Origin of the sequence: Streptomyces sp. NPDC037389 (assembly GCF_040636475.1) — a bacterium.
Taxonomy (GTDB): domain Bacteria; phylum Actinomycetota; class Actinomycetes; order Streptomycetales; family Streptomycetaceae; genus Streptomyces; species Streptomyces hesseae.
The window spans coordinates 513203-536340 of sequence record NZ_JBEZUS010000003.1 but is presented as its reverse complement, the minus strand read 5'-3'; the positions used below and the strand labels follow the sequence as shown (position 1 = coordinate 536340).

Here is a 23138-nt window from a genome sequence, read left to right as displayed (position 1 = left end):
CCGAGCGCATCTACGCGCGGCGGACGTAGAGCTCCACGGGGTTGAAGCCGACCGGGTCGGGGACCCGCGGCGGGACGCGGCGGAAGCCGGCCCGGGCCAGGGTGGAGCGCACGGCGATGCCGTCGATGTACTTGTCGTGGATCTCCATCACGATCCGCGCCACCCGGGCCATCCACGGCCGGGGCTCGGCGAAGATCCCGGTCTCGCTGCCCTCGACGTCGACCTTCAGCAGGTCGACGCGGTCGATGCCGTGCTTGTCCAGCAGCCGTTCCACGGTGACGGCCCGGACCGTGCGCGACGGCCGGGCCAGGACGTTCTCCAGCCGGTGGGGGCGGCTGCGGCGCAGCTCACGGACGGCGGGGACGGCGGTGCAGGTGTCCCAGAAACCGCTCACCGTGAACTCCAGTTCCCCTTCCCGGCCGTCGACGGCCAGCGGCTCGACGATCCACTCCAGGCCGGACAGCGCGGCGTTGCGCCGCAGCACGGCGAGGCTCTCCGCGATGGGCTCGACCGTCAGCAGCCGGCGCGGCCGGTAGCGGGCCGTCAGATAGGCGGCGGCCAGGCCGGTGTTGCCACCGAGGTCCACCACCGTGTCGAGGGTGGTGAGGGGCTCGTCCAGCGCGTAGACGGCGTCGAGCTCGTAGAAGCGGCGCAGGAACACCTGCCACAGGATCAGCAGATCGCTCTGGCTTCTCCGGACGACCACGCACGCGGGGCGGTCCGGGGTGGCGAAGCGGAAGGAGAGTAACGTCTCGCTGTCGAGGGGCGTGCCGGCGGCACCCGCGAAGCGCCGGGCCATCCAGTACGGCACCGTCACCCGCCCGGCCCCCCGCGCCCGTCCGGCACCCACCGCCATGTCCCGCACACACCCGGCCGCCTCCCGCGCCAGCACCCGTGCCGTGCCCGTCCCCGCCGCCCGGTCGGCGTCCGACCGCAGATACGCGAATCCCATCGCCCTCCCCCTTCAGCGCCCTTCCGGTGCGCCCTGAAGACCATCACGGTACGTGAAGGACCGGTGTCCTCCGGGTGGTTCGGGGAGGGATGCCGTCGGACGGAGTACGCCGGGCGACGGCGGGTGACCGGGCGGGAACGGTCAGCCCCGGGCCGCCGCGACGGCCTCCGGGCTCGGCGCCGTGGCGGTGAGGCGGGCGCGGACGAGGTGGTGCTGGGCGGCGCAGGTGGCGGCGATGAGGGTGCCGAAGGCCGTCCAGCCCAGGGGGCCCGTGGCGATGGCCGCGGTGACGGCCAGGGGGCCTACGGCGCGTTGGGTCGCCTGGGCGAGGCCGTGGACGCCCAGGTAGGCGCCCTGGGCGGTGTCGGGGGCCAGGGCGATGGACAACTCCCAGGACACGGTGGCGTGGAGCATCTCGGCGAGGGTGAAGCCGGTGGCCGCGAGGGTCAGGAAGACCGTGGCGGGCACGGCACCGGGCGCGGCGGAGGCCGCCATGGCGACGCCGGACGCGGCGAAGACGGCGCCGAGGGGCAGGAGCAGCGCGCGCGACCTGGCGGTCGTGGCGCCGAAGCGGGCGAGGGGCACCTGGAGGGCCACGACCAGCACGCTGTTGAGCACCAGCAGCAGGGGGACGAGGCCGTGCGGGGCGTCGGTGGCACGGATCGCCCACAGGGGCAGGCCCACCCGGAAGACGGCGTCGTCGAGGAAGAGCACGATCTCGCTGACCACGTACGCGAGATACATACGGTCCCGCCAGGGGTTCGTGGGGCGCGCCGCCGGTACGGGCCCGGAGCCGCCCGTGACCGTGCGGGCGGGCGCGGACGCCTCCGCGCAACGCAGGGTGATCAGGGCGGCGGCGACGAACGAGAGGGCGTCGCCGAGGAGCAGGCCCGTGTAGACGGTCGTCGTGCCGGCGGAGAGGGCCGCCGCCGCGCCGAGCCCGCCGACGGCCCAGCCGGCGTTGGCGACGGTTCGGTGGACCGCCTGGTAGCGCACCCGTTCGGGCCCGGCGATGCGGGAGGCGTAGAGCTTGGTGAGCACGCTCGACGCCCGGTCGCCGAAGCCGCCGGCCGCCGAACAGATCAGCAGGAGCGTGTAGTCGTGGGTGAGGAGCAGGCCCACGGCGGCCGCGGTGCGCAGCAGTTGGAGGGCGGCCAGGACACGGACGACCGACAGCCGGTCGGCCAGCAGCCCGCCGGCCGGCGCGCCCGCGATGCCGACGATCCCGGCGGCGGCGACCAGGGTGCCGACCTCGGCCACGCCGAGGTGGGCGACGTAGGTGAAGTACAGGACCGAGGTGGCGGCCCACAGGCCGCTGCCCACCCGGTCGACGAGGGCGACCGCCAGCATCCGCCGCCCGTCCCGCCCTCCTGGTACGCGCGTGGTGACTGCGGCGACGGCTGTGGTGATCCATCCGCGATCCGAGCTCACGGTTCCCCCGATTCCCTTGCCGACCAGATATGTATCAATACATAATTGACGATGTGGCAACACAATATGCGATCACTGGTACGACAGCCAAGGCCCTTTCCGCGTCCGTCGAACGGGCCGTGACCGAGGGTGCTCTGGAGCCCGGCGCCGCGCTGCCGCCGGTGCGCAGGCTCGCGGAGGACCTCGGGATCAGTCCCGGCACGGTGGCGACCGCCTACAAGGAACTGCGGCGGCGCGGGATCGTCGTCACGCGGGGGAGGGGCGGCACGGTCGTCGCGCCCGCCCCCGCCGTGGCCTCCCGGCGCCCGCCCAAGGTGCCCGAAGGGCTGCGCGACCTGGCCGGCGGCCACCCCGACCCGGCCTTCCTCCCCGACCTCCTGCCACCCGTCCGGCTCTCGCCCGGCGCCCGCTCCCACCGCTCGTCCCCCCGGCTGCCGCGCCTGGAGGAGGCCGTCCGCACCTGGCTGGGGGCCGACGGGGTGCCGGTGGAGCACGTGACGTTCGCGCACGGCGCGCTGGACATGATCGGACGGCTGCTGTCCGTCGAACTCCGCCCGGGCGACGCCGTGGCCATGGAGGACCCCGGCTACCACCACATGCTCGACCTCGTCACGGCGCTCGGACTGCGCACCGTCGCCGTCGCGGTCGACGACGAGGGCATGCGTCCCGAGGCCCTGCGCGCGGCGTTGCGCGAGGGCGTGCGTGCCGTGGTGTGCAGCCCCCGGGCGCAGAACCCCTACGGCGGCCGCTTCACCCCCGCCCGCCGGGACGCGCTGGTGGCGGTCCTGCGCGAGGCGCCCGACGTCCTCGTGATCGAGAACGACCACGCGGGGAGCGTCGCGGCGGCCCCCCTCCACACCCTCACCGGCGGTGGGCTCACGCGCTGGGCGCACGTCGCGACCGTCACCAAGTACCTGGGCACGGACCTGCGCTGGGCTGCCGCCGCGTGCGACGCGACGACCCTCGCCCGGCACGACGGACGGATGCTGCTCACCTCCGGCTGGGTGAGCCACCTCCTCCAGGAGACGGTCCTCGGCCTGATGGCGGACACCGGGACCCGGGACCTGGTGCGCCGCGCCCGTGACGCCTACGAGGAACGGCGGCTGGCCCTGGCCGGCGAGCTCGGCCGGCACGGCATCACGGCCCGCGGGGTGAGCGGCATGAACGTCTGGGTGCCCGTGCGGGACGAGTCCGCCGTGGTCAACGGGCTGCGGACGTACGGCTGGTGGGTCGCAGCGGGGGCGCGCTTCCGGATCGGCAGCGCGCCCGGGGTGCGCATCACCGCCGCCGGGCTGCCGCCCGCCGACGGGCGGCGGCTGGCCGCCGATTTCGCGGCGGTGCTGGGCGAGTCCCAGGCGACGTACGGGGGGTGAGGCCCGTGGCGGGGGATCAGCGCCGCTCGAGCTCCTCCTTGAGGACGGCGGCGGCGCTGATGTCCTGGTCGCGGGTGGCCGTCAGCAGGGTGAGCGGCCGCTCCCCGGCCACCTCGCGCAGATGCCCGAGGGCGTTCTCGTGCGTCGCGTCGCCGTGCAGCTCGGCCCGGTAGCGGCGGCCGAACTCGGCGAACTTCCCCGGGTCGTGGCCGTACCAGGTGCGCAGCCCGGTCGAGGGGGCGACGTCCTTGCACCACTCGTCGAGGGCGGCAGCCTCCTTGCCGAGGCCGCGCGGCCAGATCCGGTCGACCAGCACCCTGTCGCCGTCCGCCGCCGAGGGTTCCTCGTAGACCCTCCGCACCCGGACGTCACGGGCCTTCTTCGCCGTCACGTCACCTCCCGGTCAGGCTTCCATGGTCCGCCGCGCCGCGTGGCCGCGCACCCGGAACCGGCCGCACCGCAGCGGCCGCCGCCTCGTCGTAGCGGCGCAGCACCAGCCGGGCCACGGCCGGGTGGGCGCCGAGCGGCGCGGCCACGACATCGGCCCCGCAGCCCGGCCCGGCGGCCCGCCGGGCGAAGTCGCCCGGCGCCAGCAGGTACGGGGCCACCGCCACCGGCCCGGGGCGGCCGCGCCCGCGCAGCGCGGCGACGGCCTCGGCGGGCGGGGGCAGCGGCCCGCCGAGGTGCGCGGGGACGACCGGCGCGCCCAGCCGCGCGCTCAGCAGCCCGGCCATGGCGCGCGTGGCCGCCGTCGCCGCCGGGTCCCGGGACCCGGCGGCCGTCAGCACCACGGCCCCGCCGGGCACCCGCCCGTGCCACCCCGCCTCGCGCAGCCGCCCGGACAGGGCCTCGGCGAGCAGCGGGTCCGGGCCCAGCGCGGGCGCTGTCGCGGCCCGGTGACCGGCGCCGGCGACGTCCAGCACGGCGGGGATGTCCACCCGGACGTGATACCCGGGCCCGAGCAGCACGGGCACCACCACGACGGGCCCCGCCACCCGGTCGAGCACCTCCGGCAACGAGGGCGAGGCCAGTCCCAGGAACCCGCACTCCACCCGCAGCCCCGGCCGCGAGGCCCGCACCTGCTCCAGCAGCCGGTGCACGGTCCGCACACCGGCCGGATCCCGGGTGCCGTGCGCGGCGGCGACGAGGACGGGCGCGGGCCCGTCCGGGGTGTCGGCGACGGGGCGCCCGGGCCCGGTCCCCGGCCATGCCCCCGGCCGGTACCCGCCCATCACGCCCCCGCCAGGGCGTAGCCCCGCTTGGGGACCGTGCGGACCAGGGTCGCGTGGCGGCCCATGGCCCTGCGGAGGCGGGCGATCGACATGTCGACCGCGTGCCGGTCGGCACGGCCGTCCGGCCAGGCGCGGAGCAGCAGTTCGGTGCGGCTGAGCACCTGGCCGGGGTGCTCGGCGAGCGCGCGCAGCACCGCCGCCTGCAACGGCGGCAGCCACACCGGGGCGCCGTCGCCGAGGAGCGCGTTGCCCTGGAGCACCAGGCGGTCCGGCCCGGGGCGGAGGTTCCGGCGGCCGCGCCGGGACAGGACGTCCTCCAGCGTCCGTACGAGCGCGCCGAGCCGGCTCCGCTCCGGGCAGTGCACCGGCACGTCCGCCTCCCGCAGGGGCTGCGCGCACAGCGACCCGACGCAGAACGCCGCCGCCTCGTCGCGCAGCGCGGCCAGGAACCGTTCCCGCTGCCCGATCGCGGCGGCCGCCTCCAGCAGCGCCACGGCGGCCGGCGCGCTGGTGAACGTCAGCGCGTGCACCTCCGCCCGCGTGGTGGCCTCCACGAGGCGCCGGACCGCGCCCGGATCCTCCGGCGGCCCCCACCGGTAGACGGGGACCTCGATCACCTCCGCGCCCCGCTCGCGCAGCGCGGCCGTGAAGTCCGGCAGCGGCGCCCCGTGTTCCTGGACCGCGACCCGGCGGCCGTCCAGATCCCGGGCGAGCAGCCACGTCAGCACCTCGTGACTGGCCTCGGTCCCGGGCGCGAACGCCTCCGCCAGGCCGCAGGCCCGTACCGCGCCGGTGGCCTTCGGGCCCCGGCTGACGACCGTGGCGTCCCGGAGCGCGCCCAGCAGCGCGTCGGCCGTCCCCCACCCCTCGGCCGCGCTCATCCAGCCGCGCCAGCCCACGCCCGTCGTGGCGACGACGTAGTCCAGCGGCGCGGCGAGGCAGCGCTCGGTGGCCCGGCGCAGCGCGACGTCGTCACCGAGTGGCATGATGCGCAGCGCGGGTGCCTCGACGACGCGGGCGCCCCGGCGCACGAGCAGTGCCACCAGCTCCTCGCGGCGCCGGTCGGCCGTCACCCCGATCGTGAAACCCGTCAGCGGTCCCGCCGCCCCGGTGTCCGGTCCGGCGGTCGTGTTCCCCGTACTCATGGGCTCAGGTTTCCGGCGGTTTGTTACCGGCGAGTTGCCGCACTGTCATGCAGGCGTCAGCATTTGCCCGGCTCATGTTAAATGCGGATGCCATGGACATCACATCGCCCCGGCGGGGCCGTGAGGAATTCGTGCCATGGCCGCAACATCCCGGACCCGGCCGTGAAACGGGCGGGACCGACGCTCGGGCCATGACTTCGACCGACACCCACTGCCCCTACTGCGCGTTGCAGTGCGGCATGCGACTGCGGCCGCGGCCCACCGGCCCCGGCACCCCGTCGCCCTCCGCCCCGCCGGTCGACGTCGAGGAACGCCCCGGATTCCCCGTCAACCAGGGCGCGTTGTGCGGCAAGGGCCGCACCGCGCCCGCCCTCCTCGCCCGCGCCGTCCGCCTGACCGCGCCCCTGGTCCGCGACCCCGGCGACGGGGCGCTGCGCGAGGCGTCCTGGGCCGAGGCCCTGGACCGGGTGGCCACAGGGTTCCGGCAGGCCGCCGAACGCCATGGCCGCTCGGCCGCCGGCGTCTTCGGCGGGGGCGGGCTGACCAACGAGAAAGCCTATCTGCTGGGCAAATTCGCCCGCGTGGTCCTGCGCACCCCGAACATCGACTACAACGGCCGCTTCTGCATGTCCTCGGCCGCCGCCGCCCACCGCGCGGCCTTCGGCATCGACCGCGGCCTGCCCTTTCCGATGGAGGACATCGCGACGACCGGCTGCGTCATCCTCGCCGGGGCCAACCCCGCCGAGACCATGCCGCCCGCGCTGCGCTACTTCACCCGCATGCGAGAGGCCGGCGGCCGGCTGATCGTCATCGACCCCCGCCGGACGCGCACCGCCGAACAGGCGGACCTGCACCTGCGCCCGGTCCCCGGCACCGACCTCGCGCTCGCCCTGGGAATGCTCCACCTGGTGATCGCCGACGGCCATCTGGACGAGGAGTTCATCGCCGCCCGCACCACCGGCTTCGAGGGGGCCCGGGCCGCCGCCATGGCCCACTGGCCCGAACGGGTCGAGCAGATCACCGGGGTACCGGTCTCGCAACTGCGCGAGGCGGTGCACCTGTTCGCCGACGCCGCCACCGGCATGGTCCTCACCGCGCGCGGCAGCGAACAGCACAGCAAGGGCACCGACACCGTCCGCGCCTGGATCAACCTGTGCCTGGCCACCGGCAAGGCCGGCCGCCCCGGCAGCGGTTACGGATGCCTGACCGGCCAGGGCAACGGCCAGGGCGGCCGCGAGCACGGGCAGAAGTCCGACCAGCTCCCCGGCTACCGCTCGCTGACGGACCCCGCCGACCGCGCCCACGTGGCCGCCGTCTGGGGCGTCGACCCCGATACCCTGCCAGGACCGGGCCCTTCCGCCTACGAGCTCCTCGACCGTGCCGGAACCCCCGACGGCATACGGGCCCTGCTGGTCATGGGCTCCAACCCGGTCGTCTCCGCACCCCGCGCAGCCCATGTCACCGAGCGGCTCCGGGCACTGGACTTCCTCGTCGTCAGCGACGTCGTGCTCTCCGAGACCGCCGAGCTGGCCGACGTGGTCCTGCCCGCCGCCCAGTGGGCCGAGGAGACCGGCACCACCACCAACCTCGAAGGCCGGGTCATCCTCCGTCAGGCGGCCGTCCCCCCGCCCCCCGGAGTCCGCACAGACCTCGCCGTCCTCAAGGAGCTCGCCGCACGCCTGGGCACCACCCGCGGCTTCCCCGACGACCCGCGGGAGGTCTTCGACGAGCTGCGCCGGGCCTCCGCGGGCGGCGCCGCCGACTACGCGGGCATCGACTACACCCGTATCCGCGCCGAGGACGGCGTCTTCTGGCCCTGCCCCGACCCCGCGCACCCGGGGACGCCCCGCCTGTTCCTCGACCGTTTCGCCACCCCCGACGGCCGGGCCCGGTTCGCCGAGGCAGGCCACCGGCCGCAGGCCGAGGAGCCCGACCACGCCTATCCGCTGCACCTCACCACCGGACGGGTCACCGCCCAGTACCAGAGCGGCGCCCAGACCCGCCGGATCGCCGAGCTCAACGCGGCCGCCCCCGGCCCGTTCGTCGAACTCCACCCCCACCTCGCCGAGCGCCTCGGCGTCGGCGAGGGCGACGTACTGGCCGTCACCAGCCGGCGCGGCCGCGCCCTCGCCCCCGCCAGGATCACCGCCGCCATCCGCCCCGACACCGTCTTCATGCCCTTCCACTGGGACGGACCCGGCCGCGCCAACTCCCTCACCAACCCCGCCCTGGACCCCCAGTCGCGCATGCCCGAGTTCAAGGTCTGCGCGGTACGGGTGGAGAAGGCCGTCGAAGCCGAGGCCGGCGCATGAGCACAAGCTTCAGTACGGACACCCGGCGCGTAGCCGTCGTCGGCGCCGGCATGGCCGCCGCCCGCTTCGCCCAGCAACTCCTCGCCCGCACAGCCCCCGGCGCCGTCGAGGTGACGCTGTACGGCGCGGAGCCGGACGCCCCCTACAACCGCACCCTCCTCGCCGACGTCCTCACCGGCCGCCACGACCCCGACGGCATCGGCCTGCCCCTGGCCGAGGGCGCCACCGTCCGCACCGGCACCCGGGTCACGGCCGTCGCCCCCGCCACCCGCTCCCTCACCCTGGCCGACGGCACCACCGGCCATTACGACACCCTGGTCCTCGCCACCGGAGCCGCCCCCGTCCTGCCGCCCCTGCGGGGTCTGCGCGACGGCGGGTCCGGCGACGGTGACGGACTCCTCGGCCGTGACGGACCTTTCGACGGCCACGGACTCGACGGCGACGAACCCGCCAGTGACGACGGCCTCCTCGGCGGCGTCCACGTCCTGCGCACCCTCGCCGACTGCCGGGCCCTGGCCGCGGCCGCCCGCCGCTCCGCGCACGCGGTCGTGCTCGGCGGCGGAGTGCTCGGCGTCAGCGCCGCCCGGGCCCTGGCCGCCCTCGGCACGGCCACCACGATCGTCCACCGGGCGGCACGGGTGATGGAACGCCACCTCGACGACCGGTCCGCGCACTTGCTGCACGGACAGCTCACCGCCCTCGGCATCACCACGCACCTCGCCGCCCACCCCGTCGCCCTGCACGGCGCCGGCCACGTCCACGCCGTCGAACTCGCCGACGGCACAAAGCTGGAGACCGATCTCGTCCTGCTCGCCTGCGGCACACGCCCCCGCACCGCGCTGGCGCGGGCGGCGGGTCTGCGCGTACGTCACGGAGTCGTCGTCGACGACCGGCTGGCCGCCTCCGCCCCCGGCGTCCACGCCATCGGCGACTGCGCCGAGCACCGGGGCGTCGTCCACGGACTGACCGGACCCGCCTGGGACCAGGCCGACGCCCTCGCCGCCCACCTCGCGGGCGCGGACCCCGGCGCCCGCCGCACCGGCACCCGGCCCCTGACCCGGCTGTCCGCCGGGCCCCTCCAGATCACCGCGTTCGGCGACATGGCCGCCGAACACGCCCCCGGCCACGACGTGCTGCGCTACTCCGACACCTCGCGCGGCACCTCAGCCACGCTCGTCCTGCGCGGCGACCGGCTCGTCGCCGGCGTCCTCCTGGGCGACCTCACCGCCACGGGCGACATCGCGCTCGCCTGGCACCGGGACGAACCCCTGCCCGCAGACCCCTCCTACCTGCTCATCCCCGAAGGAGCCCGCGCGTGACGCCCCCGCTCTCCACCTCCGCCCCGCACCGGCTGGTCCTCGTCGGCCACGGCATGGTCGGCCAGCGCTTCCTGGAAGCCCTCCACGAGCGGACCGGCACGGCCGGGCGCTTCGAGGTGACCGTCCTCGCGGCCGAGACCCGGCCCGCCTACGACCGGGTCCACCTCACCTCGGCCTTCAACGGCACCACCGCCGAAGAACTGTCGCTGTGCCCACCGGACTTCCTCACCACCCACGGCATCGACCTGCGCCTGGGCGACCCGGCCGTCGCCGTCGACCGCCCGGCCCGCACCGTCACCACCGCCTCCGGCGCCCGCGTGCCCTACGACACGCTGGTCCTCGCCACCGGCTCCTACCCCTTCGTCCCGCCCGTCCCCGGCCACGACGCCGACGGCTGCCACGTCTACCGCACCCTCGAGGACGTCGCCGCCATCCGCGCCGACGCCGGCCGGGCCCGAACCGGCGCCGTCATCGGCGGCGGACTCCTCGGCCTGGAGGCCGCCGGAGCCCTGCGCGCCCTCGGACTCGACACCCACGTCGTCGAATTCGCCCCCCGGCTGATGGCCCTTCAAATAGACGACGCCGGCGGCGCGCTGCTCCGCAGCAAGATCGAGGACCTCGGCGTCACCGTGCACACGAGCGCCGGCGCCCAGGCCGTCGAGACCGGCCCCGACGGACGCGTCAGCGCCCTGACCCTCTCCGACGGCACCGGCTTCCCCACCGACCTCGTCGTCTTCTCGGCGGGCGTCCGGCCCCAGGACCGGCTCGCCCGCGACTGCGGCCTGCCCGTCGGCGAACGCGGCGGCATCGTCGTCGACGCCCGCTGCCGCACCGCCGACCCCCACGTCTTCGCGATCGGCGAATGCGCCCTGGCCGTCGACGGCCGCGTCTACGGGCTCGTCGCCCCCGGCTACGCCATGGCCGAGACCGCCGCCCGCGCCATCACCGGTGACACGACCGGGGAGTTCACCGGCGCCGACACCTCCACCCAGCTCAAGCTCCTCGGCGTCGGCGTGGCCAGCTTCGGCGACGCCCACGGCACCACCGAAGGCGCCCTGGACGTCACCTACGCCAACAGCCGGGCCGGCGTCTACAAGAAACTGACCCTCGGCCCCGACGGCTCCCTGCTCGGCGGCATCCTCGTCGGCGACACCGACGCCTACGCCACGCTGCGCCCCCTCGCCGGCAACGGCGCCCCCCTGCCCGTACCGGCGGAACAACTCCTCCTGCCCCAGCCGGCCGGATCGTCCGGCGGCGGTGTCGGCGCCGCGGCACTGCCCGACCAGGCCGTCGTCTGTTCCTGCCACAACGTCACCAAGGCGACCATCCGCGCCGCCGTCAGCGAGCGCCAGTGCGCCTCCGTCCCCGCCGTCAAGAAGTGCACCAAGGCCGGCACCGGCTGCGGAAGTTGCGAGAAGCTCCTCACCTCCATCGTCACCGACGAACTCGCCGCGGCGGGCGCCCCGATCACCCGCGGCCTGTGCGAGCACTTCACCCACACCCGCGCCGAGCTCTACGAGATCATCCGCGTCAAGGGCATCACCACCTTCGCCCGGCTCCTCGCCGAACACGGCACCGGCCAGGGCTGCGCCGTCTGCAAGCCCGCCGTCGCCTCCATCCTGGCCGGGCTCGGCGACACCTCCTACATCCTCGACGGCGAACAGGCCGCCCTCCAGGACACCAACGACCACTTCCTCGCCAACCTCCAGCGCAACGGCTCCTACTCCGTCGTCCCCCGCGTCCCCGGCGGCGAGATCACCCCCGAAGGCCTGATCACCATCGGCGCCATCGCCCGCGACTTCGGCCTCTACACCAAGATCACCGGCGGTCAGCGCATCGACATGTTCGGCGCCACCGTCGACCAGCTCCCCGAGATCTGGCGCCGCCTCGTCGACGCGGGCTTCGAGTCCGGGCACGCCTACGGCAAGTCCCTGCGCACCGTGAAGTCCTGCGTCGGGCAGACCTGGTGCCGCTACGGCGTCCAGGACTCCGTGGCCCTCGCCATCGAGCTGGAGCTCCGCTACCGGGGCCTGCGCGCCCCCCACAAGATCAAGGCGGCCGTCTCCGGCTGTGCCCGCGAGTGCGCCGAGGCGCAGAGCAAGGACTTCGGCGTCATCGCGACCGCCCAGGGCTGGAACCTCTACGTCGGCGGCAACGGCGGCGCCACCCCTCGCCACGCCGACCTCCTCCTCCAGGACACCGACCGCGACACCCTCCTGCGGACCATCGACCGCTTCCTGATGTTCTACATCCGCACCGCCGACCGGCTGGAGCGCACCGCCCCCTGGATCGAACGCCTCGAAGGCGGCCTCGACCACCTGCGCGCCGTCGTCGTCGACGACGTCCTCGGCATCGCCGAGGAGCTCGACGAGCTGATGGCCCGCCACATCGAGGGCTACGAGGACGAGTGGGCCGCTACCCTCGCCGATCCCGACCGGCTGCGGCGCTTCGTCTCCTTCGTCAATGCCCCGGGAACACCGGACCCCTCCGTCAGCTTCGTCCCCGAGCGCGAGCAGATCCGCCCGGCCCTCCCCGAAGAGGTAGGAACCCGATGAACAATCACCCCACTACCGTCCTCACCCCGCCGGCCCTCCTCCACCCCGACGCCCGGGTGGAGATCGGCGGGACCGGCGACGACACGGCCTGGACCGCCGTCTGCCGCTACGGCGACCTCACCCCGGGGCGCGGCGTCACCGCCCTCGTCGCCGGGCGGCAGATCGCGGTCTTCCGCGACGAGAACGGAACGCTCTACGCGCTGGACAACCGCGACCCCGTCAGCGGCGCGTACGTCATCTCGCGGGGGATCACCGGCAGCCTGGGCGGCGTGCCGGTGGTGACCTCGCCCATGTACAAGGAGACGTACGACCTGCGGACGGGCGTGCGCGTCGGCGAGGAGGGCGGTGAGGACGGGGGCGCCACGGCGGACGGCCTGCGGACGTGGCCGGTCCGCGCGATCCACCCCGTGCCCGGACCGGAGACCCCGTCGGCCCCGGGAAGCCCGTCGGTCATGACGGCCCTGGCGGCCCTGTCAGGCCCGCGTGCCTTGGAGACCCGGTGACCCCGGCGGGCCTGGCGACCGCGGCGGACCCGGCCGCCCGGGGCCGCACCCTGACCGACTGGCGGCCGGAGGAGCCCGAGTTCTGGGAGCGCACGGGCGCCCGCGTCGCCCGGCGCAATCTGCTGCTGTCCGTGTTCACCGAGCACATCGGCTTCTCGGTGTGGAGCATGTGGTCGGTGCTGGTGCTCTTCCTCGGCCCCGAGTACGGCATCGACCCGGCGGGCAAGTTCACGCTCACGGCAGTGCCGACCGTCGTCGGCGGCATCCTGCGCCTGCCCTACACATACGCGGTGGCCCGCTTCGGGGGCCGCGCCTGGACGGTGTTCAGCTCGCTCCTCCTGCTGGTGCCCACCCTTCTCATGGCCGCCGTCCTCAGGCCGGGAGTGTCCTTCACGACCCTGCTGCTCGTCGCCTCCGTGGCGGGGGTGGGCGGCGGCAACTTCGCCTCCTCCATGGCCAACATCAACGCCTTCTACCCCCGGAGCCTCAAGGGCCGGGCCCTGGGCGTCAACGCCGGCGTCGGCAACATCGGTGTACCCGCCGTGCAGCTCGCCGGCCTCCTCGTCCTCGCCACCGCCGGCGCGGGACACCCCGCCGTGCTCCCGCTGGCCTACGTCCCCCTGATCGTCCTCGCCACCCTCGGGGCCCTGCGCTGGATGGACGACCTCCCGGCGGTGCGCGACGCCCGGCCCGTGCTCCGCGAGATCATCCGCGACGGCCACACATGGGGGCTCTCGCTGCTGTACATCGGGACGTTCGGGTCGTTCATCGGCTTCTCGTTCGCCTTCGGACTGGTGCTCCAGACGCAGTTCCACGATCAGTTCGACACACCGGTGAAGGTCGCGAGCCTCACCTTCATCGGCCCCCTGCTGGGCTCACTGGCCCGCCCGTACGGGGGCGCCCTGGCCGACCGCCTCGGCGGCGCCCGCGTCACCCTCGCCGCCTTCGCGGCCATGGCGGCGGGCAGCGCCCTCATCCTCGTCGCCGCGCGGGCCCACTGGGTCGTGGTCTTCTTCGCCGCTTTCATCGCCCTGTTCGTGCTCAGCGGCCTCGGCAACGGCTCGACCTACCGCATGATCCCGGCCGTCCACGGCACCCGGGTCCGCCGCGCGACCACACTCATCGGCTTCGCCGGCGCGGTGGGCGCGCTGGGGGGAGTGCTGGTGAACGTCGCGTTCCGGCAGTCGTTCCAGAGCACGGGGAACGGCGAGTGGGCGTACGTGGGGTTCCTCGTCTTCTACGCGGTGTGCGCGGGGGTGACGTACGGGGTGTACGGGCGGCGGGGGTTCTGAGGGTTGTCCCGTGTCCGCCGGTCACCGCGATGCGGCGCGAGGGCGCGGGCCCGGCACGCAAGGGCCGGCCGTCCGGTGCGAAGGCCGCCGTCGGCCGGGCCGCGGTCATCGACGGACGGCGGTCACCGGGCCCGCGTCGAGCACGTCCGCGCGCGGGGAATGCTCAGTCGAGACAGAACTCGTTGCCCTCGATGTCCCGCATCGCGATGCACGACTCGTTCTCCTCATCGGCAAGCAGCACTTGCACGCATACCGCGCCGAGCGCGACCAGCCGTGCGCACTCGGCCTCGAGTGCGGCGAGGCGCTCTTCCCCCACGAGCCCGGTGCCGACCCGCACGTCGAGATGCACCCGGTTCTTGACGGCCTTCCCTTCGGGAACGCGCTGGAAGTACAGCCGCGGGCCCACACCTGAGGGATCACTGCACGCGAACGCCGAACCCTGCCGCTCAGGAGGCAGGGAGCGATCGAAGTCGTCCCACGTGGCAAACCCCTCCGGTGGCGGCGGTACGACGTACCCCAGCACCTCGCACCAAAAACGAGCGACACGCTCGGGTTCCGCGCAGTCGAAGGTGACTTGGAACTTCTTGATCGATGACATCGGCGCACCATAGCAGGGGGGACTCCGCTGGTGGCGATGTATTTTTGGCGGCCGAACTCCCGCACCGCCTCGACGGCTCACCGACAATGCCGGAGGAGAATGCCTCGCGCCGCCCCGGCATCGTGACGAGGGGCGGGTGCGAGACGACGACGGTGCGCTATGCGGATCCGGGAGGTGCGTGTCATGGCGGTGTTCGTCCTGGTGGCGGGCGGGTGGCTGGGCGGCTGGGCCTGGCGGGACGTCGCGGCGGAACTGGAGGGCGCGGGGCACCGGGCGGTACCGGTCACCCTGACCGGCCTCGGGGACCGCGCGCATCTCGCCACGGCGGAGACCGGGGTGAGCACCCACATCCAGGACATCCTCAACGTCCTGGAATACGAAGAGCTCTCCGGCGTCGTCCTGGTGGGCCACAGCTACGGCATCTTCCCCGTCCTCGGCGCCGCCGACCGCTCCCCGGGGCGCGTCGGCCGCGTCGTCTTCCTCGACGCCGCCGCGCCCCGGGACGGGCAGAGCGTCGTGAACACCTTCATGGACCCCGAACGGCGGGCGGCGTTCGAGGAACGGGTCGCGACCAAGGGCGAGGGCCTGCGCCTCCCGCTGCCGGAACCGCACGAACTCCCCCTGTGGGGCAGCGTCGACGGCCTGGACGACACGGCCCTGGCCCGGATGCGCCGCCTCGCCGTCGGCCACCCCTACGGCTCGTTCACCGAACCCCTCCGCCTGACCGGGGCGGGCGACGGGCTCCCCGCCTCCGCGGTGTTCTGCACGGCCAACGGCAACACCGTCGCCATGATCGAGGCCCTCTACCGGGCCGGCGACCCACGCCTGAGGGCCGTGGTCGACAAGGACACCACCTTCTTCGAACTGCCCACCGGCCACTACCCGATGCTCTCCGTGCCCACCGCCACCGCCCGGGTGCTGATCGACGCCGCGGAGGGCAAGGGCCGGCGCCTCGAACCGGGGCCGTGAACCCCCTGCGTTCATGGCCGGTAAGGCTCTCCTCCTCACTGTTCCCCTGAGACGGAGGGCAGCGTGGTGTACCTGATCCGGGTACCCGTCGACGGCTGCGAACCGGTCCTCGTCGAGGCCGCCGACGGGGCGGACGGCATCGTCCGGGTGGCCCGCCCCAGCGAAGTGATCGCCGCGGCGGAGGCGCACTCCCCGGCCCCGTGCGCGTGACCGTTCGCTCCCGCCGTCGTTACCCACGACGGGTACACGTATCACCCGCCGGGCCGTCAGGACACCGTCCTGACGGCCCGGCGTTTGCATGCCGCCACCCCGGTCTCATGAACGGTCTGTCACATCCGTACGGTCTCCTTCGTCAAAGAGATGACGACAGCCGACGGAAGAAAGTGACCGATGAACGACGAGGAATTCCTGGCCGAGCGCTTCGAGGCCCACCGCACCCACCTGCGTGCGGTCGCCTACCGGATGCTCGGCTCGCTGAGCGAGGCCGACGACGCGGTGCAGGAGGCGTGGCTGCGGCTGGCGCGTACCGACACCGGGGACGTCGCGAACCTGGGCGGGTGGCTGACGACCGTGGTGGGCCGGGTGTGCCTGGACATGCTGCGCTCCCGGACCACGCGCGGCGAGCAGCCCCTGGACGTCCATGTGCCCGACCCGGTCGTGAGCGGCGCCGACGGGATCGACCCCGAGCACGAGGCGCTGCTGTCCGACTCCGTCGGCCTGGCGCTGCTCGTGGTGCTGGAGTCGCTCGCCCCCGCCGAGCGGCTGGCGTTCGTGCTGCACGACATGTTCGCCGTGCCCTTCGACGAGATCGCCCCCATGGTCGGCCGCACCCCGGCGGCCGCCCGTCAGCTCGCCAGCCGGGCCCGCCGCCGGGTGCGAGGCTCCGCGCCGGTGCCCGACGCCGACCTCGGCCGGCAGTGGGAGGTCGTCGACGCGTTCCTCGCCGCCTCGCGCGGCGGCGACTTCGACGCCCTGGTGACCCTTCTCGACCCGGAGGTCGTCCTGCGCGCGGACACCGGCGTGGGCCTCCCGGGCGCGTCGCGGGAGCTGCGCGGCCCCGCCGCGGTGGCCGGGCAGGCGCTCCTCTTCCAGCGCGCCGCCGGCTTCGCGCACCCGGCGCTCGTCAACGGCGCCGCGGGCATCGTGTCCATCGTCAATGGGCGGCCGACGGCCGTCCTGGGCTTCACGATCACGGACGGGCGGATCGTCGAGATCGACATCCTCGCCGACCCCGAGCGCCTGAGTGGCCTCGACCTGACGTCGCTCGACGGCTGAGCCGGGCCGCCCGACGAGGTGACGCGGCCGATCGGCCGCTCCTGACCGCCCCCGGCCGACCGGCTACCGCCGGGGGCGGCGCCCCGGTGGTAGGGATGGGAGCGATGACTGACGCGCGGCTGCTTCTGGAGGTCCACGACGTCCACAAGGCATACGGCAGGCACCGTGTGCTGCGCGGCGTCGACATGGAGCTGCGGGCGGGCCGCCTGGCCGGGGTCGTCGGCGAGAACGGGTCCGGCAAGTCGACCCTGCTGCGCATCCTCGCCGGGCGGCTCCGGCCCGACCGGGGCGTGGTGAAGGGCCCCGGCGGCATCGGTTACTGCCCGCAGGAGACCGTGCTCAACCCCGCCTTCACCGTCGAACAGCACCTCGAACTCTTTCGCGTCGCCTACGGCCTGCCCAGCCTTGACCGCGCCCATGAACTCCTGGAGACCCTGAGCTTCGCCGACTACCGCCGCCACCGGATCGGCACGCTCAGCGGCGGCACCCAGCAGAAGCTCAATCTCGTCCTCGCCCTGATGCACGACCCGCCCCTGCTGCTCCTGGACGAGCCCTACCAGGGCTTCGACTGGGAGGCCTACCAGCGGTTCTGGGAACTGGCCGGGCAGCTCCGGGCGTCGGGGCGGTCCTGCCTGGTCGTCACCCACATCGCCTACGACACCAGCCGGTTCGACGACCTGTGGCGGCTCGACGCCGGACGGCTCGCCGACGACGCGCGACGGGCCGGGTGAGCCGGCCGTGCGCGCCGGCTCCGGATCAACCTCCACCTCCACCTGGACGTACTTCTCCACCGCCACCCGCTACGCGCTGCTCGAACACTCCCGCAACCGCCTCGCCCTCGTGCTCGTCCTCTTCTACCTCCCGCTGTGGATCTCCCTCGGCCATGTGGTGATCACCTCCGCCGAGGCCCGGTTCCTGCTGCGCGCGACCAACGAGACGATCACCGCGCCGGGCAACAACATCAGCAACATCTCCGGGGCCCTCAACGCCGTCACCCTGATCGTCGGCTTCATGATGTTCTCGGTCACCTTCACAGCCGGCCGGTTCGACCACCGGCTCGCCATGGCCGGCTACCCCCGCGCCCACCTGATCGCCGCCAAGCTCGCCGCGCTGCTCATCGCGTCCGTGCTGACCAGCGCCTACGCCACCGCCGTGGTCTGCTGCTACTGGCACCCCCGGCAGCCCTGGCTGCTCGGCCTCGCCCTGGCCACCGGCGCCCTGACCTACGGCGGCTTCGGGGTGATGCTCGGCGCGACGCTGCGCGGCGAACTGGCCGGCATGCTGCTCATCATCATGACCAGCATCATCGACACGGGTCTCCAGAGCCCGATCGCCAATCCGATCGCGGACAACGACATCGTCCGGTACCTGCCGTCCTACGGGGCCATGCAGGCGGCGGTCACGGCGGGCTTCCGGGACTCCTTCCCGGTCTTCTACCTGCTACTGGGCCCGCTGTGGTTCCTCGGCGCCGTCGTCGTCGCCGGGATCGCCTTCCACCGGCAGACCCGCGACCGCAGGCCGGCCCTCTTCGGCTGACCGCCGGGGCGCGCGGGACCCCGCCGGTCCGGGCGGTTCAGGCCCGCCGGAGGTAGGCGAGCGTCGCGGGCGCGTACCCGAACTCCACGGGAACGGTCACCCCCAGGGCGCGGGCGACCGGCACCATCACCGCCAGGTGGTGGACGGCGTGGTGCGCGACGAACAGCAGCTCCCGCCCCACGGTGGAGCGCGTCCGGACGACCGTGCCGGCCGCGTCCACCACACTGAGCACGTCCACGGGCCGGTCGAGATCCGCCGGTACCACCGCGGCCACCCGGGCGGAGACATCGGCCAGCCGTGCGAGCGCGGCACCCCGGTCGGTCTCCAGCACACCACCGCGCTTCCGCCGGTCGTAGTCGACCGTGCCGCCGCCCGCACCGGCCAGGATCGCCGTGTAGTGGTCCACGCAGTGCCGTACGTGACCGGCGACGCAACTGCCGGCCTCACGGGGCGGGCACACGTACTGCGCGTCGCTGAGCATGCCGAGCAACTCCCGCGTGTGCTCCAGCTGGGCGGTGGCGTATCCGACGACCCCGGCGGCCCGTTCCTCGTCCTCTTCCCATGGCGTCATCACCCCACTGTGAGGATGCCCCCGCGCACGGCACCGGGCCCCGGCGACGGATTCACACGATCGGGGAGGGGCGGGCGTCATTGGTCCGTCCGGGTGAGTTCGGCTTGCCTGTTGACTGGCGGGGCAGGTCTCCCCGGTGGTTGGCCTGCACGTAGGATCGAACGTTATGTCGGATGTGTGTGCTGTGACCGAAGGGGTTGTTGAGGGATGAGTCTTCGTCAGGGGCGGGTCGGGGCGCTGGTGGTCGCCGTGTGCACGGTGGGGGCCGCCCTCGCCGGTTGCGGTGGCAAGTCCGGTGACGCGGCTTCGTCGTCCGTCTCCCCGTCGCGCTCGGCCGCCGCGTCGGCATCGGCGTCCAAGGTGCCCTCGGGCGAGGGGAAGAACCGCGCGGGCGACCCGTTGCCGGGGCTCCCGGCGACGAGCGACGCCCGTAAGCAACTGGCCGCTCTGAAGGTGGAGAAGCCGCACTCGATGTCCGGCTACAGCCGCTCCAGGTTCCCCCACTGGGCCCAGCAGGGCAACAAGTGCGACACCCGTGAGACGGTCCTGGAACGGGACGGCAAGGGCGTGAAGCGGGACGGGGAGTGCCGGGCCGTCGCCGGGAACTGGCACAGCCTCTACGACGACAAGACCGCCGACAAGGCCGGTCAGGTGGACATCGACCACATCGTGCCGCTGGCCAACGCCTGGCGTTCGGGCGCCGACAAGTGGGACGACGACCGGCGCAAGGCGTTCGCCAACGACCTGACGCACCCGCAGCTGCTCACGGTCTCCGCCGGCTCGAACCGGTCCAAGGGCGACCAGTCCCCGGACCAGTGGCAGCCGCCGGCGAAGAGCGCCTGGTGCTTCTACGGCCGGGCGTGGACCTCGGTGAAGTCCACCTACGGTCTGAGCGTCACCGAGGAGGAGCGAGGCATGCTCACCAAGATGATGGATACATGTACGTCATGAACGCAGAAGCGAGCCAGGAGCACTACGAGGACAAGGTGACCGCCGGCCCCGGCGGTGCCATGACCGACGACGTGGGGGTCGTCACCGGCGACCTCACCGTGGTCACGGCGCGGCGCCCCGACGGGCTGGCGGATGTCCGCGTGCAGTACACCGGTGCCGAGGAGTGGTACACGCTCACCGGCGGCCCCCGGGCCGTGCCGCCCGGGGGGCTGCGTGCCTTCCACGACGCGGTCCTGGCGGCCGTCCGCGCCGGGGGCGCGGCGGAGGTGCCGCGCTGACGCGTGAGGTCAGCGGCGCCGCGCGCTGGCCGAACGCGGCCGCAGCAGCGCCGCGGCCAGCACGGCCGGGGCCGTGATCAGCAGGGTGAGCGTGACCAGAGGGAAGCCGTGCACCGCCTTCTTGCCCAGCGCCTTGACGAGACCGTGATGGACGGACCCTGGGGGGAACCCCGGACGCGGCGGCGGTGCCGGGGCGCGAGGGGCGGGCGCGGGCGGCGGCGGTGCGGGGGCCGGGCGCGGGGCCGCGTTGTTGACGGGCACGTTGCCCGGCGCCCCTGGCCCGGGCGCGGCGGGTGCGGCGGGCACCCCCGGAGGTACGGGCGCGGGGGCGCCCGGCGCCGGAGGGGCGCCCGGAACGGGCGGTGTGCCGGGGGCCGGTGGGGCAGGTGGTGCTGGCGCCGGCGGCGCGGGCGCGGGTGGCGCCGGAGCGGGCGGGGCGCCCGGGGGAGCGGGTGGCGCCGGGGCCGGTGGTGTGCCCGGGGCCGGAGGCGCGGGAGCGGGTGGTGCCGGTGGTGCAGGCGGGGCGCCCGGCGCCGGGGGAGCGGGCCCGGGCGGCGCGGGAGCCGGTGGGGCGGGCGCCGGAGGCGCGCCCGGAGCCGGTGGTGTGCCGGGGGCTGATGGCGCGCCCGGAGCCGGTGGTGCGGGCGCAGGAGGTGCCGGTGCGGGCGGCGCGGGTGCCGGAGGCGCGGGAGCGGGTGGCGCCGGGGCCGGTGGTGCGGGCGCCGGAGGGGCAGGAGCCGGCGGTCTCGGCTTGCGGCAGCGCAGCCACACCTCCGCGTCCGCATTCGCGCCGGGAACCTGCGCGTTGACGTTCAGACACCCCGTACCGCTGTCGATGACCTCGGCGTTCACCGCGCCGCCCAGGAGCGACGCGGTCACATGGGTCGGCGGGTGCGGGAGCAGGGCCAGCGGGTTCGGCAGGTGGTGGAGGACCGCCGTCACCGATGTGTCGCCGAGCGCGGCGTGCGCGCCGCCGTCGTCCGCGGCGGCCTCGCCCGCCGGCGCGAACACGGCGAGCGCGGCCAACACCCCCGCATGTGCTGCTCTTCGCCATCCCGTCACGGAGACAGCCTGCACAACCGAGCGTGTGTACAGCCGTGTTCGCGGCCGTATTCCTCCGATGGGCGGAAAAATGGCCGAGCGCCCCCTTAAGAGGTTTATTCCGGCGACAGGACGGCGGCGGACAAGTCACGTGCGGAAGAGATGAGTTGTCTGTGTCGGCGATGTAAAACGTGACAGCCGATATCAGGAGTGGCTGTCCAACTTGCCTGCGTTCCTTGCTGTTTGTAGTTACGCAAGAATGTTGCGTATGCCACACATCTCGGATCGGTGTTGATCTGAGCGCGTCAAGGCTGCCAGGGTTTTGGATCACCCGGAGCGAATCCGTGTTCGCCTCGGGTGTGTCGCGTGACCGAACGCGCGACCGCCCCCCCACAACTCCACGAGGAGGAACCCTCGTTATGGCAGCCCACAAGCGCACCGGCAAACGGCGTCTGGTCCTGGCGATATCCACCGCCGCGGCCGTGACCGCCGGAGCCACCCTGCTGGCCCTGCCCGCAGGAGCGAGTGCGCCCGCGGAAGGCACCGTCTTCGGAACGGCTTCCAAGGACGCCGTCGACGGCAGCTACATCGTTCTGCTGAAGGACGGCGCGAAGGGCGTGGCGAAGAGCGCCGACGCCCACGCGGTCTCCACCGAAGGCAAGGGCCTGGCCGAGCGGTACGGCGGCAAGCTGGAGCGTACGTACACCTCCGCCGTCCACGGCTTCTCCGCCAGCGGCCTCGACCTGAAGGGAGCGAAGCGGCTCGCCGCCGACCCCGCCGTCGCCAAGGTCGTCCAGAACCACCGCTTCACCGTCAAGGCCACCCAGGAGGCCCCACCCTCCTGGGGGCTGGACCGGATCGACCAGACCGAGACCAAGGGCGACGGGAAGTACGCCTACCCGGACAGCGCCGGTGAGGGCGTCACCGCGTACGTCATCGACACCGGTGTGCGCATCAGCCACAAGGACTTCGGCGGTCGCGCCTCGTACGGTTTCAACGCCGTCGACAACAACGACAAGGCCGACGACGGCAACGGCCACGGCACGCACGTGGCGGGCACCATCGCCGGTGCCGCGCACGGCGTGGCCAAGAAGGCCAGGATCGTGGCGGTGCGGGTGCTGAACGCCGAGGGGCAGGGCACCACCGAGCAGGTCGTGTCCGGCATCGACTGGGTCACCAAGAACCACAAGGGCCCCTCCGTCGCCAATATGAGCCTCGGCGGCGGCGCGGACGAGGCGCTCGACGCCGCCGTCCAGAAGGCCATCGCGTCGGGCGTCACCTTCGCCGTCGCGGCGGGCAACGAGTCCACCGACGCCGGCCAGGGCTCCCCGGCCCGGGTGAAGGAGGCCATCACCGTCGCCTCCAGCACCAAGGACGACAAGCAGTCGGACTTCTCGAACTACGGCGCCGTCGTCGACCTCTACGCCCCCGGCTCGGACATCACGTCCGACTGGAACGACAGTGACTCCGGCACCAAGACCATCTCCGGCACATCCATGGCCACCCCGCACGTCGTGGGTGCCGCCGCGCTGTACCTCGCGGGTCACAAGGACGCCACCCCGGAGCAGGTGGCGAGCGCCCTGACCCAGGGCGCCACCCCCGACAAGATTGCCAACCCCGGTGCGGGTACCCCCAACAAGCTCCTGAAGGTCGTTCAGTAGCGGTCCCGCGCCACCCCTGTCGCCCCCGGCCGGTCACCCCGGCCGGGGGCGGCTGCGCATACCCACCTGAGAGTTAATTTCCCTTTCGGATTGCGACACAAGGGTGACTAATTCGCTTTGTATTTGATTGACCACCCTTTCAGC

The 23138-nt window shown here is 73.9% G+C and carries 23 protein-coding genes; 15 read left to right on the top strand and 8 right to left on the bottom strand.

Annotated elements, in window-relative coordinates:
* Nucleotides 1-10 precede the first annotated feature (10 nt).
* Both AB0E98_RS09150 and AB0E98_RS09145 read right to left on the bottom strand, forming a co-directional pair.
* Nucleotides 11-952 carry an FkbM family methyltransferase gene (locus AB0E98_RS09150; protein WP_361700289.1) on the bottom strand — a complete coding sequence of 314 codons (942 nt, stop codon included), beginning with the start codon at nucleotides 950-952 and terminating at the stop codon, nucleotides 11-13.
* A gap of 141 nt (nucleotides 953-1093) precedes the next feature.
* A complete protein-coding gene (locus AB0E98_RS09145) occupies nucleotides 1094-2383 on the bottom strand; it encodes an MFS transporter (RefSeq protein ID WP_361700286.1) in 1290 nt (429 codons plus the stop codon).
* Nucleotides 2384-2436: 53 nt separating this feature from the next.
* Between AB0E98_RS09145 and AB0E98_RS09140 the strand changes: the two genes are divergently transcribed.
* Nucleotides 2437-3756: an aminotransferase class I/II-fold pyridoxal phosphate-dependent enzyme gene (locus AB0E98_RS09140; protein ID WP_361700283.1), complete on the top strand. Its 1320-nt coding sequence runs from the start codon at nucleotides 2437-2439 to the stop codon at nucleotides 3754-3756.
* A 16-nt stretch (nucleotides 3757-3772) separates the two neighbouring features.
* On the opposite strand, the gene AB0E98_RS09135 is transcribed toward AB0E98_RS09140, so the two are convergent.
* Genes AB0E98_RS09135 through AB0E98_RS09125 form a run of 3 tightly spaced genes read right to left on the bottom strand, consistent with a single transcriptional unit; the run spans nucleotide 3773 to nucleotide 6133 of the window.
* Nucleotides 3773-4147: a DUF488 family protein gene (locus tag AB0E98_RS09135; protein WP_361700281.1), complete on the bottom strand. Its 375-nt coding sequence runs from the start codon at nucleotides 4145-4147 to the stop codon at nucleotides 3773-3775.
* 1 nt (nucleotide 4148) lies between these two features.
* Complete coding sequence (locus AB0E98_RS09130) at nucleotides 4149-4988, bottom strand: CbiX/SirB N-terminal domain-containing protein (RefSeq protein WP_361700277.1); 840 nt, start codon at nucleotides 4986-4988, stop codon at nucleotides 4149-4151.
* Nucleotides 4988-6133 carry a uroporphyrinogen-III synthase gene (locus AB0E98_RS09125; protein ID WP_361700274.1) on the bottom strand — a complete coding sequence of 382 codons (1146 nt, stop codon included), beginning with the start codon at nucleotides 6131-6133 and terminating at the stop codon, nucleotides 4988-4990. Before AB0E98_RS09125 ends, AB0E98_RS09130 begins: the two co-directional genes overlap by 1 nt.
* A gap of 191 nt (nucleotides 6134-6324) precedes the next feature.
* On the opposite strand from AB0E98_RS09125, the gene AB0E98_RS09120 reads away from it, so the two are divergent.
* Genes AB0E98_RS09120 through AB0E98_RS09100 form a run of 5 tightly spaced genes read left to right on the top strand, consistent with a single transcriptional unit; the run spans nucleotide 6325 to nucleotide 14114 of the window.
* A complete protein-coding gene (locus AB0E98_RS09120; protein ID WP_361700272.1) occupies nucleotides 6325-8445 on the top strand; it encodes a molybdopterin oxidoreductase family protein in 2121 nt (706 codons plus the stop codon).
* Nucleotides 8442-9764 carry an FAD-dependent oxidoreductase gene (locus AB0E98_RS09115; RefSeq protein ID WP_361700270.1) on the top strand — a complete coding sequence of 441 codons (1323 nt, stop codon included), beginning with the start codon at nucleotides 8442-8444 and terminating at the stop codon, nucleotides 9762-9764. The genes AB0E98_RS09120 and AB0E98_RS09115 overlap by 4 nt, the downstream gene beginning before the upstream one ends.
* A gap of 53 nt (nucleotides 9765-9817) precedes the next feature.
* Nucleotides 9818-12319: a nitrite reductase large subunit NirB gene (nirB, locus tag AB0E98_RS09110; protein WP_361700546.1), complete on the top strand. Its 2502-nt coding sequence runs from the start codon at nucleotides 9818-9820 to the stop codon at nucleotides 12317-12319.
* Nucleotides 12316-12822, top strand: coding sequence for a nitrite reductase (NAD(P)H) small subunit (locus AB0E98_RS09105; protein WP_361700268.1), 507 nt, complete (start codon nucleotides 12316-12318; stop codon nucleotides 12820-12822). The genes nirB and AB0E98_RS09105 overlap by 4 nt, the downstream gene beginning before the upstream one ends.
* On the top strand, nucleotides 12819-14114 hold the full coding sequence (locus AB0E98_RS09100) for a nitrate/nitrite transporter (protein ID WP_361700266.1): 1296 nt from the start codon (nucleotides 12819-12821) through the stop codon (nucleotides 14112-14114). The genes AB0E98_RS09105 and AB0E98_RS09100 overlap by 4 nt, the downstream gene beginning before the upstream one ends.
* A gap of 163 nt (nucleotides 14115-14277) precedes the next feature.
* Here AB0E98_RS09100 and AB0E98_RS09095 read toward each other — a convergent pair whose 3' ends face one another.
* Nucleotides 14278-14712, bottom strand: a complete 435-nt coding sequence (locus AB0E98_RS09095) for a VOC family protein (RefSeq protein WP_361700263.1) — start codon at nucleotides 14710-14712, stop codon at nucleotides 14278-14280.
* A gap of 183 nt (nucleotides 14713-14895) precedes the next feature.
* Here AB0E98_RS09095 and AB0E98_RS09090 point away from each other — a divergent pair, with 183 nt between their 5' ends.
* The 5 genes from AB0E98_RS09090 (at nucleotide 14896) to AB0E98_RS09070 (ending at nucleotide 18492) form a co-directional block, all read left to right on the top strand.
* Nucleotides 14896-15681: an alpha/beta hydrolase gene (locus tag AB0E98_RS09090; RefSeq protein WP_361700261.1), complete on the top strand. Its 786-nt coding sequence runs from the start codon at nucleotides 14896-14898 to the stop codon at nucleotides 15679-15681.
* Between the two features lie 63 nt (nucleotides 15682-15744).
* A complete protein-coding gene (locus AB0E98_RS09085) occupies nucleotides 15745-15891 on the top strand; it encodes a hypothetical protein (protein WP_361700258.1) in 147 nt (48 codons plus the stop codon).
* A gap of 180 nt (nucleotides 15892-16071) precedes the next feature.
* Nucleotides 16072-16956 (top strand): sigma-70 family RNA polymerase sigma factor, encoded by an 885-nt coding sequence (locus AB0E98_RS09080; protein WP_361700255.1) that lies wholly within the window; start codon nucleotides 16072-16074, stop codon nucleotides 16954-16956.
* A 125-nt stretch (nucleotides 16957-17081) separates the two neighbouring features.
* On the top strand, nucleotides 17082-17687 hold the full coding sequence (locus AB0E98_RS09075; RefSeq protein WP_361700543.1) for an ABC transporter ATP-binding protein: 606 nt from the start codon (nucleotides 17082-17084) through the stop codon (nucleotides 17685-17687).
* A 7-nt stretch (nucleotides 17688-17694) separates the two neighbouring features.
* A complete protein-coding gene (locus AB0E98_RS09070) occupies nucleotides 17695-18492 on the top strand; it encodes an ABC transporter permease (RefSeq protein WP_361700252.1) in 798 nt (265 codons plus the stop codon).
* A 37-nt stretch (nucleotides 18493-18529) separates the two neighbouring features.
* Here AB0E98_RS09070 and AB0E98_RS09065 read toward each other — a convergent pair whose 3' ends face one another.
* Entirely contained in the window at nucleotides 18530-19063 is a 534-nt protein-coding gene (locus AB0E98_RS09065; protein WP_361700250.1) for a DinB family protein, read from the bottom strand.
* Between the two features lie 207 nt (nucleotides 19064-19270).
* Here AB0E98_RS09065 and AB0E98_RS09060 point away from each other — a divergent pair, with 207 nt between their 5' ends.
* Both AB0E98_RS09060 and AB0E98_RS09055 read left to right on the top strand, forming a co-directional pair.
* Nucleotides 19271-20014: an HNH endonuclease family protein gene (locus tag AB0E98_RS09060; protein ID WP_361700248.1), complete on the top strand. Its 744-nt coding sequence runs from the start codon at nucleotides 19271-19273 to the stop codon at nucleotides 20012-20014.
* On the top strand, nucleotides 20011-20292 hold the full coding sequence (locus AB0E98_RS09055; protein ID WP_361700246.1) for a hypothetical protein: 282 nt from the start codon (nucleotides 20011-20013) through the stop codon (nucleotides 20290-20292). The genes AB0E98_RS09060 and AB0E98_RS09055 overlap by 4 nt, the downstream gene beginning before the upstream one ends.
* 9 nt (nucleotides 20293-20301) lie before the next feature.
* On the opposite strand, the gene AB0E98_RS09050 is transcribed toward AB0E98_RS09055, so the two are convergent.
* Nucleotides 20302-20553: a hypothetical protein gene (locus AB0E98_RS09050; protein ID WP_361700244.1), complete on the bottom strand. Its 252-nt coding sequence runs from the start codon at nucleotides 20551-20553 to the stop codon at nucleotides 20302-20304.
* Between the two features lie 125 nt (nucleotides 20554-20678).
* Here AB0E98_RS09050 and AB0E98_RS09045 point away from each other — a divergent pair, with 125 nt between their 5' ends.
* Nucleotides 20679-21101, top strand: coding sequence for a hypothetical protein (locus tag AB0E98_RS09045; RefSeq protein WP_361700242.1), 423 nt, complete (start codon nucleotides 20679-20681; stop codon nucleotides 21099-21101).
* Nucleotides 21102-21752: 651 nt separating this feature from the next.
* Nucleotides 21753-22994 carry a S8 family peptidase gene (locus AB0E98_RS09040; protein ID WP_361700240.1) on the top strand — a complete coding sequence of 414 codons (1242 nt, stop codon included), beginning with the start codon at nucleotides 21753-21755 and terminating at the stop codon, nucleotides 22992-22994.
* Nucleotides 22995-23138: the final 144 nt, after the last annotated feature.

Bases quoted from the DNA above. Each gene is read 5' to 3' on its own strand.
- AB0E98_RS09120 (WP_361700272.1), top strand. From the start codon at position 6,325: ATGACTTCGACCGACACCCACTGCCCCTACTGCGCGTTGCAGTGCGGC.
- AB0E98_RS09095 (WP_361700263.1), bottom strand. From the start codon at position 14,712: ATGTCATCGATCAAGAAGTTCCAAGTCACCTTCGACTGCGCGGAACCC.
- AB0E98_RS09130 (WP_361700277.1), bottom strand. From the start codon at position 4,988: ATGGGCGGGTACCGGCCGGGGGCATGGCCGGGGACCGGGCCCGGGCGC.
- AB0E98_RS09105 (WP_361700268.1), top strand. From the start codon at position 12,316: ATGAACAATCACCCCACTACCGTCCTCACCCCGCCGGCCCTCCTCCAC.
- AB0E98_RS09065 (WP_361700250.1), bottom strand. From the start codon at position 19,063: ATGACGCCATGGGAAGAGGACGAGGAACGGGCCGCCGGGGTCGTCGGA.
- AB0E98_RS09150 (WP_361700289.1), bottom strand. From the start codon at position 952: ATGGGATTCGCGTATCTGCGGTCGGACGCCGACCGGGCGGCGGGGACG.
- AB0E98_RS09125 (WP_361700274.1), bottom strand. From the start codon at position 6,133: ATGAGTACGGGGAACACGACCGCCGGACCGGACACCGGGGCGGCGGGA.
- AB0E98_RS09080 (WP_361700255.1), top strand. From the start codon at position 16,072: ATGAACGACGAGGAATTCCTGGCCGAGCGCTTCGAGGCCCACCGCACC.
- AB0E98_RS09115 (WP_361700270.1), top strand. From the start codon at position 8,442: ATGAGCACAAGCTTCAGTACGGACACCCGGCGCGTAGCCGTCGTCGGC.
- AB0E98_RS09040 (WP_361700240.1), top strand. From the start codon at position 21,753: ATGGCAGCCCACAAGCGCACCGGCAAACGGCGTCTGGTCCTGGCGATA.
- AB0E98_RS09090 (WP_361700261.1), top strand. From the start codon at position 14,896: ATGGCGGTGTTCGTCCTGGTGGCGGGCGGGTGGCTGGGCGGCTGGGCC.
- AB0E98_RS09060 (WP_361700248.1), top strand. From the start codon at position 19,271: ATGAGTCTTCGTCAGGGGCGGGTCGGGGCGCTGGTGGTCGCCGTGTGC.
- nirB (WP_361700546.1), top strand. From the start codon at position 9,818: ATGGTCGGCCAGCGCTTCCTGGAAGCCCTCCACGAGCGGACCGGCACG.
- AB0E98_RS09055 (WP_361700246.1), top strand. From the start codon at position 20,011: ATGAACGCAGAAGCGAGCCAGGAGCACTACGAGGACAAGGTGACCGCC.